This window comes from Vibrio sp. B1ASS3 (assembly GCF_905175355.1).
Taxonomy (GTDB): domain Bacteria; phylum Pseudomonadota; class Gammaproteobacteria; order Enterobacterales; family Vibrionaceae; genus Vibrio; species Vibrio owensii.
The window spans coordinates 2,824,091-2,838,692 of sequence record NZ_HG992742.1; the positions used below are offsets into that span (position 1 = coordinate 2,824,091).

General features: G+C 42.4%; 9 protein-coding genes. All 9 read right to left on the reverse strand.

The window, feature by feature from the left end; translation table 11 throughout:
* Positions 1-6: 6 nt before the first annotated feature.
* The 9 genes from KJB05_RS12780 to KJB05_RS12820 all read right to left on the reverse strand — a co-directional run bounded on the left by KJB05_RS12780 (position 7) and on the right by KJB05_RS12820 (position 14,544).
* Positions 7-471: a hypothetical protein gene (locus KJB05_RS12780; protein WP_199483324.1), complete on the reverse strand. Its 465-nt coding sequence runs from the start codon at positions 469-471 to the stop codon at positions 7-9.
* Positions 472-1,414: 943 nt separating this feature from the next.
* Positions 1,415-2,020, reverse strand: coding sequence for a type I-F CRISPR-associated endoribonuclease Cas6/Csy4 (cas6f, locus tag KJB05_RS12785; RefSeq protein WP_208443905.1), 606 nt, complete (start codon positions 2,018-2,020; stop codon positions 1,415-1,417).
* An 8-nt stretch (positions 2,021-2,028) separates the two neighbouring features.
* Entirely contained in the window at positions 2,029-3,060 is a 1,032-nt protein-coding gene (csy3, locus tag KJB05_RS12790) for a type I-F CRISPR-associated protein Csy3 (protein WP_208443904.1), read from the reverse strand.
* 6 nt (positions 3,061-3,066) lie between these two features.
* Positions 3,067-5,154 carry a type I-F CRISPR-associated protein Csy2 gene (locus KJB05_RS12795; protein ID WP_208443903.1) on the reverse strand — a complete coding sequence of 696 codons (2,088 nt, stop codon included), beginning with the start codon at positions 5,152-5,154 and terminating at the stop codon, positions 3,067-3,069.
* 2 nt (positions 5,155-5,156) lie between these two features.
* Positions 5,157-6,368 (reverse strand): TniQ family protein, encoded by a 1,212-nt coding sequence (locus tag KJB05_RS12800; protein WP_208443902.1) that lies wholly within the window; start codon positions 6,366-6,368, stop codon positions 5,157-5,159.
* 327 nt (positions 6,369-6,695) lie between these two features.
* Positions 6,696-8,597 carry a hypothetical protein gene (locus KJB05_RS12805; RefSeq protein WP_244142868.1) on the reverse strand — a complete coding sequence of 634 codons (1,902 nt, stop codon included), beginning with the start codon at positions 8,595-8,597 and terminating at the stop codon, positions 6,696-6,698.
* Positions 8,598-8,722: 125 nt separating this feature from the next.
* Positions 8,723-9,715, reverse strand: a complete 993-nt coding sequence (locus KJB05_RS12810; RefSeq protein ID WP_208443901.1) for a hypothetical protein — start codon at positions 9,713-9,715, stop codon at positions 8,723-8,725.
* Between the two features lie 36 nt (positions 9,716-9,751).
* Positions 9,752-12,334, reverse strand: coding sequence for a nuclease domain-containing protein (locus tag KJB05_RS12815; protein WP_208443900.1), 2,583 nt, complete (start codon positions 12,332-12,334; stop codon positions 9,752-9,754).
* 2 nt (positions 12,335-12,336) lie between these two features.
* On the reverse strand, positions 12,337-14,544 hold the full coding sequence (locus tag KJB05_RS12820) for an AAA family ATPase (protein WP_208443899.1): 2,208 nt from the start codon (positions 14,542-14,544) through the stop codon (positions 12,337-12,339).
* Positions 14,545-14,602 lie beyond the last annotated feature (58 nt).

The window sequence follows — 14,602 nt, forward strand, 5'->3', positions numbered from 1 at the left end:
AGTGGATTAGTTGAGCTTTACTTTGGAGCCCTGAATCTTCTGAATTTTTTCAGCACTACTACTTACATGCTTAGCCGTTGTAGTAATACGCCCATCCGTCCCACTAAATTTAGTTTGTGCCTCGCTGGAACCAATAAGCACTTCTTCCTCTGCATGAAGTGTTATTTTCTTTGCTTTAACAACAAGCTCTTGTTCTTCCAGCAAAGATATGTAGATATCAACTAATGTTGGAATGGTGAGGTCTTCGGATAGAAAAGAGATACGGCAATCGAGTTTATTATCGATGGCCATAAAAATTTCTGACCGAGTAAAAGCACGGCCTAATGATGCCCAAATTGGTTGAGAAAATGGGTTATTCTCAAAATCTACTTTTACTCTATTCTTCTCTGGATGAACTTCCACTATCCAACCAATTCGAGAGCAGGGTTTTGAAGTGATGTTAAGGTTGTCTAGGGGTAGTTCTTGATTCATAGTCGACCTAGTACTTTTTTAGATCTAACTATTTTATCCCTGAGCGGTTTGAATAGGTAATGTGGAAATGAATAGTTACTACGATTGAAGTACGGACTTAAAAGACATTAGACCCAGACAATATAACTAAATTAGCCAGTAAATTGGTTTAATCGCGTGTGTTTTTCACTTTTCTATAGATTTATCTCGCACTCATAGTTGTGAATCAAATCACACAAGCGAGGTTGCGATGTCATCACTATAACTTGAGCGTAAAGAGTAACTTGTCAACCTTTACGCCTTTCCTCGTTCTCACACTTCAGTCTGTGCAAACATAACTCAAAACCCTCACTCATCACTACCTTCCCAACCAATATACCAGAGTAAAAGCGTTAACAAAGGCTATCAAATAATCCAGTTCTCTAATGAGCCACAAAGTTTGAATGGGTAAGAAAAAGTCAGATTATGATATTTCGATTCTGGAATTGCCCATCGAAATCGTCTAGCGAAAACACACTGAATGAATAACGACAGCTTAGAAAAGCTTTAATTGTCAGACCTTGTTTGTATGACAAACTTTTGATTCCCCTAACTGACATGACACTAATAAACAAAAAACCATCAAGCCTAAACTCGATGGTTTTTATTAACTGCTTGTTCAGCAGGTCGGTTGCTTTCTTCCTGACCTATTCTTAGCTGCCTATGCGGCAGGACACAAGAAGTTAAGGTTAGCATTTACCCCTAATGAATTCCTAGCTGCCTATGCGGCAGAACACCAAGGTTTTCGGTGAACTGAATAAACGCCCTCATTCTTAGCTGCCTACACGGCAGGACACTGTAGAATATAGTCTCTAAACATCTGATTCTGCATGCTTAACGTCACAATTCACCAAAATACCCTTTTTCTTCTTGCATCTGTAAGTCATTGTTTTTGAATCTCTAAAAAACAGCTTTAGAAAAAGGGTTAAAAACGTAACTCAGGTACCGTGCCTTTTCTTTCTTGATTGGTGGCTAAACCGTAGCTATTAAAGTTCGCTGCACCGCGCTCACTAACAAGCTCCTTTTGTACAAACAACATATAATCTTCCCCAGATGAACCGCTGCAGATTGGTATTCGATGGAAGCTATCGATGACACGCTCTTCGTTCGTTACTGGCAACGATGGTTCAAAACCAGATAGTTCGGCTCTCGCCACGCTACGTTTGATTCTGCGTTTCTTAGAACCTAAGAAGCTTTTCCCAATCGTTTGGTTACGGACAAACCTCACCTCAATCGCAGAGTCTGGCACTTCACAAACACTAGAAATCTCAAACAGACCTTCATTTACCATCAAAGAAAAATAGGGCTGAAAAGAGAGTCCAACCATCACCTCCTTATCGTCAGCAACAAAGGCGATGGTTTGACCAACTGTAACGTCACTCCAGTCGGGAAAGCTCACACCTATTTTATTCATGACTTGACGGTTATTGACCATAAACAAGTGCATTTGAGAGATACAACGCCCTGCTAACAGCTCATAGTCGGCTTGAACAGGGGTATAACGTATACAGAAGTAGTAACGCTTCGTCATAATCATCCTTACTTCGCTTTGGAACAATTGAAGAGACCACCCTTGATCAAGACCGACATAATAAAGTGCACGTCATTTGGGATGGTCTGAGAAGCTGTCATACTTTCGATCCAGTTCTCTGTATTTCTGAGCAGTTGATAGAAGTCATTTCCATGGGACACGTGTCGCCTTGCTATAACGTATTCTCGATCTGCCCCATATTCGTTCACTCTTAATGGTTTATCTGCGTTTTCATGCCACCAATCGTCAATCGATTGCAACGCTGCACCAATTTTTTGACCATGAAATGCAACAGTCTCCTCTCCGTTCAATAATTCGACAGTAGCTAACTGCCTAGTAGGAACACCATCTTCTCGGCTATCTAAAAACTCTTGGCTTGGGTAAACCTCATCCCCCCAACCAACTCCAATTTTAGCTTTGACATCCATATAGAAATATTCGGTTGGGTCAGACAGGGCTCGCATCAAATAGGCTGTGAGCTTTTCTAGGCATTCTGCTGACGCCTCATCCCAATGACCATACCAAGAAAGCTTTGTTGCGTTTTCTACAATCAAGGTTTGTGAATCACTGGTGGTCACTTCTATCGACAATTTTCGACACTCTCTGTTTCTCCAAAGCCAACTACCAAGCAGAATGTTCTTCGCGTATCGTAGAGCAAGTTCCTGATACCCATTGAGCTCTTGATATGTTTTAGCAAGTAACGAAAGTTTAGAACGCACTTCATCATCAATACAGGTATCTGGAGTTAGAGAGTTGGCTCGAATTCGAAGGGGGAATGCACAGTAGATATCATCAACACCAGGTTTGACATAACACTCTTCGATGAACTGAGGATTGGAGTAAGCTAAATCTTGTGGAGCAACATTCTTTTCTACAAACTTGCCCCCTTTGTATGCTTCTGCATAACCACCTTTTGGTGCGCGCAACCTAGTTCTATCAATTTCAAGGGGGCACATCTCACCACTTTTAGATAGATAGTAGAAATATGCTTTGCCAGCAGAGAGTGATCGAACGTAGTTCAGCTGAGTGCAAAGTTCCATAAACGATTAATCCCTATAGTTTTTTATAAGAATAGTTTCGCTACTGCATTCTATCGACCAAAAGGCATGGTTGAAAAAGTGATCTCTTCCACTAAAACGTACTTCTATCGGATTCACTTTCTTAGCTAACCCTATCGCATTCTCTGCATAGGCGTGACAATCGGTGATCGAGTTGCACCGTTTAGTTGGACGTTCTAACAAATGGTAGCCAATAGAAACTGGCAAATTATTAGCGTCTTTCGTTATTAAATGCTCTAGGTCATCAAAGTCACTCGGCTGGTTGTCACTTGGATATAACCAGCGCCCGTAGGCTGGCAAACCTTTTATGACATGGAAAAGCTCGCTCCTACTGGTAAACGTCCTTAGCCACTCAATCTGCGTCGAGAGCTGTGGTTGGTATAACGCCCCTCCGGCGAAAGCAACGGGAAGTGCCGTTTTAAGCGCAGCCTTAAAATCTGAAATTCGGCTTTCACTATGAACTCTAATAACTAAGTCTATTTCTAGGTCCGCCAATCGTTCACTACGAATGGTAGGTCGTTTCGCGTTCGAAACCGTTCGAGCTTTAGCAACCGAGTTAGGCTCGGTAAGCTTCGCGGTCGATTGAATGTTCTCGCTTCGGACATAAAAAGAGAAACTCGAAAATTCAAACAGGGAATCACAATTAACTAGCTTATTGAACTCCCTTTGATAACGGTGCATGAACCCCCAAATAGCCGTCAAAGAAGGAGCACCACACAAATAAGGGCTGCTCATTGCGACAGCATCTTGCACTTTCATTGATGACAAATAGATATACTGCTCGCCCGTTACCTTATCTGCATTACCAGTAGGTTTACTGAGCTGTTCGAGAATCCATACAATTTGGGCTTTAACGAGCTGCATAAGCTTAGGGTGATAGGCAAACTTGGCAGCATACTTATTATTCTGAAACGTAAGATGTAAACGGCGATTAAACTCACTGGCTAAGGAGCCTAGGTCCGATTCTGGTAGCGCCAGAAAGGCTTGAGCTAAAGTGTCATCATGTTCCAATTGCTGTTGATTAGGATCAGCATCAACGATATCTCTTAACTCAATTAAAGGAAGCATCCAAAGGGCTATCTGCTTTCGCAATATCTTACTTCTAACCTTGCGAGCACTCTCTCTTTGCTTCTGTGTTTTTGATGGTTCTGATCCAATTAAGTGGTTTAACACCTGACAAATTTTGGCGTTAGTTACCTGATAATCATCAAAGTAGTGACCACTCTTTTTTCGACTTTCAGGTAACGTTCCACCTCTCGCTGGTTTGACGTCTAGCGGGTAGTTTAGGGCTTTCATATTCCCACCTAAACTGCCACACAAGTTCCCAATACTTGCAGAATTTGGCAGTGACGAAGACACAAAGCTAAGCTTACTTTCTCGATTTCTCGATCTCACTTCTAACTCGCTCTGAATGGCATGGCTGACCACTGGGGTCAACGAAATATAATTATCCCCCCATGGAAACCGTAGCTGCTTACTGTAAGAACTGACGCTATCGGGAAAATGATTATCAGGGAGTTGCTCTTCAATTGTATGTTTTAAGCGAGCAAGTGACTTAGCACTTAGACCGAATTCGTTGAGCAACTCAATCCAAATGGAGCTTTCTTGCTTGATAAGTGAAAGGATGCATACGGGCTGTGATTGCCAACTAAAAGGATTCAATAACCACAATGTGTGACGATATACCGCAGAGTTATGCGCCCACCCCAAGCGCTGCTCTAATACTCCGCTTGAAATGAATACCTCGGTTGTCGTAAGAGGCTGCGCGACTATCCGCTGATCTTTAACTCGACAGTCTGGAAACTTGAGATTATGAGTGTGGAACCATTTAATTTCATCAAGGGACGCTTCTAAGTTCTCAGTCGCTTTTAAATGCCTTTTAGCTCGGGCAACATCCAACCAATCCGAGCACCTATCTGATTGATGGCTTGAACTGAGATTAAGCAAAATCGTTAACGCTTCTTTTTCAAACCCTTCAACACAGACATCTTCTGTATAAGGCATGAACATCTTCTTTAGCGTAACCTGCTTTACTGCTTCGTCTTCAATTGCTAATAAGTCACTTAATTTCGTCATAATTACCACTCAGGCAGATATACACTTAAACCATCACTTTCAGAGCTCATTCGAGTCAGCTTTGTTTCGATGGCACTTCTTAAAGTAAACGCCGATTCATGACTCGCTATCTTTGTATGCATTCGCGGCCTGATAGCGGCTTTAATCTCACCAAACTCATACAACCGATACACTTCATCGGTGGTGCAAGAAAGCAATGTAGAAGCTTCTATGGGGCTGAGCAGTACATCACCGATATTTCCTTTGGCGCTTGAGGGCACTGTTGCCATTAGCTTTGTAAAGTAAGCTAACACCTGTGCAAGCACGATATTGTGACTCAACTGCCGACTGGGTAACTGACGACAATCTTTAAGCAGATCGCCAAAGGCTTCATTGAAAAACACCTTCTTCCAATCTTTTACTCGAACAAGTTCTGCCTTCTCTTTCAAGGTATCGAGGTCTTGCCATAGCGCCGTTGGCCAAGCGCTACAGTATTCAACGAATGACTCAAAACTGAGGTCATCGATATCACCATAGCGATTTACATACCAAAGTAAAAAGCCATAGCGCTCAGATAACGTCATTTCCCCCGTTAACAATCCCAAGGGTTTTGAATCATTTCCTAACAACCATCGAGCGACCAATATCTCAGCCTCTGGCGCATCCTCGACTAGCGAGTTTCGGAGTTCAAAACCACATTCACATTGGTTAATACTATCGGTACTTTGGTATTCAAGTCTCGACTTACACTCAGGACAGTGATGAACCAGTTTACAGCCATGGTGTTCACAAACTTGGTGAGAGATAAATTGCCATTGCTGACGAATGTAGGGGGCTTCGTCAATGCACAGAGGGCAAATAGGCGTGAAGCGTTTGCGAAGAAAAGCATAAGGGTAATCAACCCCGAATCTATGTACAGCTTTGTATTGCGGAGAAAATTGAGCTTTTGAATGTGATAACGCTAGGCGAAGTACGCCAAAGTTAATGAGCTTTAATTGGTTCTCAAGATGGATAAGAACCCGCACTCGCATTTGGCTTGTCGTTTGAGCGTGGTAGATATTGACGCGATTGAGCTCTAAGGGGAACGCACCAGTAATCGCTTCATGCTGATTCAACGTCTCGAACCAAATATCTTCGGCGAAATGAGAAAATCGCTCGTAACCTTGCTCTTGCGATAAGCGCAACATGAAGCTTTCGAGCGATTCGTCAGGGTAAAGTTGAATGTCCGTTTTCACATGCCACCACTAAAACTTAGAATTTCTAAGTTTTAGTATTGCCGTTAATCCCAATAATTCAAATTCTATGGAGCTAAACTGTGACTAGAAATCAATTTCAGGTTTACCACCTTGGCATTTAGGACACTTTCTTTGAAATACATCAGTCCCATTGGCGCCGTAAACAACACCGCACCCAGATTCAAGACATTCGAGTTTGTACGAAACTTGGTAATGATCATTACCATTCACAAACCTCGTACCATGATTTTTCTGGTTATTACGGTTTACATAACCAATTACCGTAGTCTTCGTAGTGCCACTTTTAAACAAGTTTAATACCTTCCATTACATCCAACCTGAACCACCACACTTCCAACAGCCACCATTAATACCACCATCACCACGGCAATTACTACAAGTGGTGAAGCCCGTTTTGTAAGAGCTTTGAGTTACTGATTTCTTAATAGACCCTAATCCTAAAATAGGACTTTTCGATGTGTGAGTGACCTTGCCAGCTCCCGTTTTTCTCTTCGTTCTAGATTGTGGTCTTGTCTCTTTAATTTGAGTTGGTGACTCCCGCTTTCGAAATGCATCGAATCGTTTTAGCCACTCTTTCGCCTCTTGACTAGATGTAAACTCGCTCAGTTTTACATCTGCCTTCGATGACAAAATCCACTTTCCACCCAGTTCATAAAGGTGAACTTTACTAACTCCTAACAACGACTTATCTACAAATTCAAACGTTATATCACTGAGTTCAGAACGAAGCTTTCTTAGTTCGACTTGATGTTTCTCAGTAACAAAAATTTTATGTTTTTTATTAGCTAGCGTGATTTTTAAATCTTTTTGAAAGGATGAACCGAGAGCTTCTAACAATTGAACTTCGTTATCATTTGCATGTTGATACATTGCACGATGGTTTGGACAAAACAGCAGATCGGAAAAACTACTTTTCTTAGCGTGGCTATGAACCGAAATTTCTTCGAAATAATACTCTCCAGTACCTAATTTAAACGGTAAAGCTGATTGGCAGATCTGGCAGCAAAGTTCATTGGCATCATTTACATACTGCTCTACCAAAAACTCTCGTGAAGATGCATATACTTTTTGTTCTTCAAGCGCCTCTGTTATCTGAAGTTTTTCGATCTCTTCATTCGGCAGCGCTGATTTAGGCCAAACCCATACAAACTTGTGTTGGAGATAGTATTTCTCTTTCAGCCATGCTAAATCTTGTTCCCATTCACGAATGGCAACAGACATATTATTCTTCTTTCTCTTCGCATTTCGAACAAAAGCAGCTATTGCCTCTGCTAATTTCTTCAGCCTTTCTGAGCTTTTAGGGGCACCCCACTCGGCGACATACTTGCGGCTATCGACAAACGGCAAACGTTTTGAATAAACGTTACTCAATAGCTCTTGCCTCTGTTTAAGCCCCAAGCCATTAATTCCAACGCAATAACCTACCGCAGATAACATACCTACTTTAGGCCAGTTAGATTCAGGCATGCTCTCATCTGCTTCATAAGCGACGGTCGAAGGCCATCGGAACGTTTCTAGCTTAGGAGTCGCCGCAGATGACACTACTGGTTCAACTTTAGTCTTTTCTGATATTTCGAAACTAGACGACGCTTTAACCTCTACTTCTAATTTAGGATTTTGAACCGTTGATTGAATTAAGACATTAGTTAACGCAACAGCTTCAAGTTCTGGTTCATGTATGGGTGTCTCTACAGGAGCTGCCTCTTTTGGCACAGCTACAACTTTATTCGCCTTAACCTGAGCCCATGTAGGCCATGGAGTCACTTGTTTTTTAGAAGCTGGCTGTAAAGCCATTCGGTGTACGATCGGTTGTCTAGTGGTGTCTTGATGTTTCGTTGCGACCTGATTGATATAACTCGACGGTGTGCGTCTAGTTGGCTTTATAATGGCCTCACGCCCTCTTTCTTCACGAAGTCGTATTTTCTCTTTTTTCGCTTGTTTCTTAGCTTTTTTCCTTGCCTTCTTCTCTGCTTTTTCCTGCTCACTAATACATGCCTTAGAATTAACTTTCTTATCAGTACTTTCTAAACTTCTCCAAAGCAACTCCAATTGGATTTCTTTGAACTGTTCATTCGTTCTAGCATCATCCAATACTGTGCGAATCTTCTCAACCATCTGCTCGGCATCTGATTTGCTTGAATATTTGTAAACAGAAAAGTCATAAATAAACTGATTTTTTGAGCGAGATGGTGTGGGTAACGAACTCATGGAAGCGAATAACCTCGAAGAAAAAGCATTAAAATCAGAGCACTCTATCAATAAGCATGAGATTGCACATTGCTTTTAATCAATTAATACTTTTAAAAAGGGAGCTAATCGCTCCCTCTACAAATTCAATTTTCTATTCTTTCCGCGGCTATACCATAGCTTTTCATCACATCTAACAGCCTTGGAATGTTGTCACCCCACTGGTTTGAAATGGCAATAAGCTCACCAGAGGTCAAAGTAATTAAATCACATTCTGCTGAATGATAACGGCTCATATGCTTGTCAGCGATTTCCTCAAACAAAGCAACGGCACGAGGCAAGTTATAGTCTTTTAACGCATCCTTGATGACAGATAGGCTTTGAGGATTTTCTTGTTCAATCCAATGCGTCAAGACAGCCAATGCCAACTTACGTTTGTTATAAACTTGACCATTAAATCGATATTTCGAGTAATCGCGCTGCCCCTTTTTACTGGTGCGTTGCTCTGCCTGTTTCTCGCGGAATTTGACTTGATATGCTTCAACCTCTGGAACAGGGATGATCTGCTCTGCATTAATCAACACATCGTCTTTGTAGCGGTATGGTGTAAGGCGAACACAACTGATATCAATGCCTTTGTCCCGCAACCAAAGGACAGATGTGGTCAGTTCTTTACCAAAATCAGCGGAGGCAAGCACGATACGGACATCGTTCCCAAAGTCATCCAAACTGCTTTCATCTAAGTCGACAAACTCTAGAATGGTTTCGCGGGCATTGATTTCTAGCTCCTCTTTAGCGATGTAACGCTCAAAGTACTCACATGCCTTATCAAACGTCATCGTGGAAATCATCGCAGCATAGCGAAGCGCTTGAAGCTCCATGTGTGCACCGATTTCATCGCGTTTCAACTCAATCACCACCAAGTTAGCATTGCGGTCAATTGCCAGTAGATCAATACGTCGGCGGCTGTCTTCCCAGTCGGAGAACTCTTCAGAGATAACAAGGCAATCAGGTGCAATAGCGTCGATGCAACCTTTAAGTGCTTCTTGTAAATCCTGCCGTTCTTGCAGCCCTTCGGCGGCAAAAGTGGTTTGAGTTAAAGCGGTTAGATTTTTATTTGAAATGTTGTAGAGGCTCATTATTGTGTTTATACCTTTGACATTATTCTATTTTCACTAAACTGGTGACTCGCAACTTGGGCACTTAATGTTAATTGAAGACATCGGCATCAAAGATAAATAGGTCCAATACTCGCCATTCTTAATCAATCGTGTATTGCAGGTACCACAGTGGTTATACACGGTAAACTGAGTACACTCATTGCACCGATACCAACGCTTTTGATGATTGGACCTCATTGAGTTAGTTACATCAGAAACTTTTTCTGAACCGCAAGACACGCAGAAATTTATGGCTTGAGTATCATCAGACTCAGCACGAGTTGGCGTATTGTCTTCAATGCCATATTGCAAAAACATCCCTAGCATACGTTGAATTTCATCAAGATAGCGCTGCGACTTCATTGGGTTAGCACATACTGCACCATAGTTTGTAGCTTGGCGTTCATGGTATGCAGGCTCCCAATCAAACATGGATAGCTCACCTAAATAACTGTCTTTCGCCCATTCCTGAGGGGATACGACTTTCTCAACCGCATCTAACACGGGGTGAAGAACAAACACGTTATTCTCTTGGCCTTCGCTATAATCCTTAACTTTATATAGTTCATGGATAACCCCACCGATCCCACCTCTTTGCTTGAGATAGGCAGCAGAATAGTACTTTGCGTCGACGACTAACCGCTTTGAAATCTGGTTACCACTTTTGGTAGTCGCTTCTACATCCAAAACAAAATCAGGGCGCTTGCCATTTGCTAAGAACGGTTCGTATTGCAGAGTGATAGCTCTTGAAACACTTGGGTTGAAAAACTGAATGCTGATTTGTTCTTCATTGCCTTGAATATTCGCAATCAATTTTCGTTTCCAGTTTTCCTCTGGCTGATATCGGAATGCCTGAGTCAGCACTTTGATGATTTGCAGCAAACACCAACGTTCATAAAGTAATGGCATGTTGACTAGTCCAATCGCCTCGACTTTCTCCAGCGAAAGCAAAATGTCCTCATCGGCCAAGCCAATCTGCTCTTTTAACTTTTTAAAACCCGAGTGAACCGCTTGATAGGCAGGGTTTTGCACAAAAGTCATAGAGTTAGGAAAGGTGCTTTTACTTTTGACTTTGCACTGACGCCATTCTTTTTCTACTTGCTGGAAAGGTTTCAGTTTTGGCTCAAGCGCTTTGTGTACCATTCCCACCTTTTCATGTTCAGTTGCGAAATAACCCAAGCGCTTATTGATGGTAGAACGTTCTTTCTCCTGTTCAGAGAGCTCTTCCGGTGTCAGCTTCGTTTTCCAGCCATTTTCATTTAGAGCAATGCCTTGCTCGCGCAACTTGGAAAACTTCTCTTTATCTCTTAAGAGTGATCGCGAATCCGCCAGAATCGTTAGTTTAGATATGTACTCTGGGTACAAAATCGAAGCTGTTCCTCTCCTAGAGGGAGGAGGCATAATTGCCACCATGTCATAGTCGCTGTATGGCTTAAACAAGCTCGCGTAATGCTCACCAGAACTAAAAATGGTATGTCCATTAAGTTCAAACTGTTGCCAATCATCATGCAGGGATGGCTTGATTTTTGCCCACCACTCGTTCTCAGAGCCTGTTGCTTTTTCTAGTCTGAGATAGCCTTTGGCAGCATGATTCAGTGAAAAGTACTTATTGGCATTAATTTCACCTAACTGACTCGCCAACTCGGCATTGATTACTTCTGTATCAAAGCGCTTTTTAAGTCTTTCTAAGTCTTTAACTACAAGGTCACGGTTGATAATACGATAGTCTTTTAAACTGTCTAAACGCTCATTGAGCTTTTCAATAGCACCAGAAAAACGACTCTTTTTGCTCTCAGCCACCTTAACCAATTGCTTTACAATGCTCAGCGTGCTCGAAACCACATACAGCACATACTGGTTTTCTGGCACGTTGTAACTCGGCTCAGATGCGCGGCTCGTTAAATGCTTACGCGAACCTTTGGTACAAATCTCCATAAATGTACGTGGAACAGGGCGTACCTCTTTGGCCGGCTTCAATGCTTGAACTTCTTTTAGCTCAACTTTGGGCTTTTTGAGGATGGTTTGTGCATTGCTAAGAATTGATGCGACTAATGACAACGCTTCTTGGTCGATGGCTGCAACCTGTGAATTTTTAGCATCGCCCGTGATATGACTATTCTCATCCAGTATCAGCTCCCACAGGTCCGCTTTAAAATCTGATAGGTAGCGAGAAAGGTCCGATTTAGTCTGTTCGGAGATATCAATATCAAGCTTTAGTGTCGAGTTACCAATAACAAACGTGATCTGACCAGCCGTTCGCCTCGCTTCACTGCGCCACACCCGTTGTTTTGCGTCCCAATGAGCAGGCTCAACCCACCACACAGCATTAGATGCGGGATCGGTTATCGACTCTAACTGCTTTCTATCACCATTAGGCATGACAATGTAAGGCGGAGACTGATCACCATGCTTAGTTTTAATCGCAAGTTGAGCAAAACGTAGCTCATCGACCTTAGGGTAGATGGTGGTGTGTGCGGAAAATGCATTGTTCCCCGTCTGCTCAAGCTTTAGCGAGTACTCCGACTCGCTAACACTGACTAAGGTTTGCTTATCGTGCCATTTGGTCTCGATAAACTTGATAACGAATGGAGCTTCCATGATTACGCCCAGTAGTTCACAACGCCATCATTCGATTCAGCCGTTTTAACCAAACGCTCTACCGATTTGGTGCAAGAAAACTCCGCCGTTATCTCTGCTTGATTATCCAACAGCGACTCAAGGCGAGGCAAGAATACACGGCTAACAAGCTCAGCTTTACTGTAATCGCCTACTTGCTTATCACCATCAAATGTGAATTTTGGTAGCACCTTATGAACGATAAAGTTGTTGATGGCCAGAGACTTATTGTCGTTTACATCGCTAAACAAACTTACGTAGTTAAGCCCCTGTCGAATGGTACGCATACCAAACTCCACGCCAAGCGGGTCAAAGACATCTCGGTTTAAGGTCGTAAACAACTCGCAGAATTCATTCGAACGTTCAAATTTCGGATAAGGGGTACGCTCACCAAGCTCTTCAATATCAAACACTAGCGGTAAAGTAACGTCGTCTAGCCCGTAAGAGTCAATCTCATCAAAAATCGCATCCCAGTCGGTCAGCAAAGGACTCTTAAACTTCATCACATGTGCACGGTCAAGAATTTTTGGTGATAGGTAATGCGTGGTTTCGTCGATGTTGATAGCACCAATGATTCTTACGTTCGCGGGAATCGTGATCGACGAAGGCGTGCCGAGAACACCTGCCAACATACGTCTGATGTCACCGTGGTATTTGATCAGTGAATCTTTATCGCTAAAGCCAAATGCGCGTTTCATTTCAGCGTTAATCTCTTCATCTTGCATAAGCGCAACGAAGTCCACGATGCCATTTTTGCTGAATTTTTCTTGCGCGTTGGAAATGATCGAAACAACCCCTTTTAGCTCGGCAAGAACGTGTGCGGCTTCATCATCTGAGTAAAGTTGAATGATCGGTTGCTCGTTACGTTCTTCGAGCTTGGAAAGAAAATCAGCAAAGTAATATTCCACTCGGGCAAGGTTCATTTCGTCCAGGCAGATGAAATATGGGATATCTGGGTTTTGCTTAGCTTCAATCAACGCCTCAAGAAATGGTGTCGCCAAGTATTTCTTTTCTAGCGGGTTGTAATAGCCCAGCAAATCTTCTGAACTGGTCCAGTTTGGCTTAACAGGGATGATTTTCGATACCCCACCAATAGCCTTGGCAAACGACTGAACTAGGTTCGTTTTGCCTGAGCCAGAGTCTCCCGCCAAAATGATAAGATCATTGGTACGGATAAGCGTCAAAAAGTTCTCAATAATATGGCGCGGGTAGAGAATATCTCGTTCTTTTAGGTGCGCTTGAATGTATGAAACGGCATCGCTGTAGTTAGAATCAAAAGCTTGCGAAAAAGAGATGTGCTCGCCACGATCCTTATTAGACAAGGAGCTTCCAACAAAAAAGTCAAAATCGTCCTCATCCAAAAACTCAAAACTCTTGAGGAAGATGGCTTTCTCTTTGATGAAATCTGTTAGTTTCTCGACTTTTCTTGCCATACTTTCCTCTACTCTTCGGCTCTTTTCGATAATGACGTCTAACTCAGCTTTGCTTTCTTGAATCTTCAGATTTAGCCGATGATTATCATCATTTAGTTCTTCATTTCTCTTGATTGAGCTTTCAAGCTCTGTCGTTGATGCTGTGATTTTATCCTGTGTACTTTTGAATGCGTCTGACAACTCCGCCAACTTCTCAGTCATATCCTGTTGTTTTTCTTGCAACGCAGCCTCTAACGCTTCTGTTTCTGAGGCGATTCTGTGTTTAACGCGCTTAACTTCTGCGTCATAAATAACTTTGCGTAGGAGTGTTTCATCTTCATTTTGAATTAGGGCTTGCCGATCTAAGTTAGGCAATGCATCGGGCAAGTAGGTCAAACGCTCAACCGTCTTGTCATTGACGGCTAATAGAAATGGGTTGTTTTTTTTAGCTCTTTGCGGGATGGACGCTAACATTAGCTCACAAGCAACCATGCCTTTAGTGTCATTGCCTAACACTATTTTTGCTACTGATGGGTTTAAAAACACACCTGATTGCAATTCATACGAATCAGCCAAAGGGTATTCTATGCTTTGGTTGCCATTAAGTGTTTTTGCGTTACGAATGCCAGCCCAGTTCCCTGCCTCGTTAATACTCAGTTCACCCCAGACATCAATTTTATGATTTTCCAAGCCCCAACTATCATAAAGGCGTTGGTAAAGCTCTTCATCAGAGAGCCCTTTAACCTGTTCAAGGTCATAGATAACTTGTTCTAAAGCCATGATTTTTATTCAAACAATGGAAAGAAAAATGACAGCGCTAAGGCTGCCATTAGTGTGT

Coding starts and splice junctions, on each gene's coding strand:
- KJB05_RS12780 (WP_199483324.1), bottom strand. CDS start 471: ATGAATCAAGAACTACCCCTAGACAACCTTAACATCACTTCAAAACCC.
- cas6f (WP_208443905.1), bottom strand. CDS start 2,020: ATGACGAAGCGTTACTACTTCTGTATACGTTATACCCCTGTTCAAGCC.
- csy3 (WP_208443904.1), bottom strand. CDS start 3,060: ATGGAACTTTGCACTCAGCTGAACTACGTTCGATCACTCTCTGCTGGC.
- KJB05_RS12795 (WP_208443903.1), bottom strand. CDS start 5,154: ATGACGAAATTAAGTGACTTATTAGCAATTGAAGACGAAGCAGTAAAG.
- KJB05_RS12805 (WP_244142868.1), bottom strand. CDS start 8,597: ATGAGTTCGTTACCCACACCATCTCGCTCAAAAAATCAGTTTATTTAT.
- KJB05_RS12810 (WP_208443901.1), bottom strand. CDS start 9,715: ATGAGCCTCTACAACATTTCAAATAAAAATCTAACCGCTTTAACTCAA.
- KJB05_RS12815 (WP_208443900.1), bottom strand. CDS start 12,334: ATGGAAGCTCCATTCGTTATCAAGTTTATCGAGACCAAATGGCACGAT.
- KJB05_RS12820 (WP_208443899.1), bottom strand. CDS start 14,544: ATGGCTTTAGAACAAGTTATCTATGACCTTGAACAGGTTAAAGGGCTC.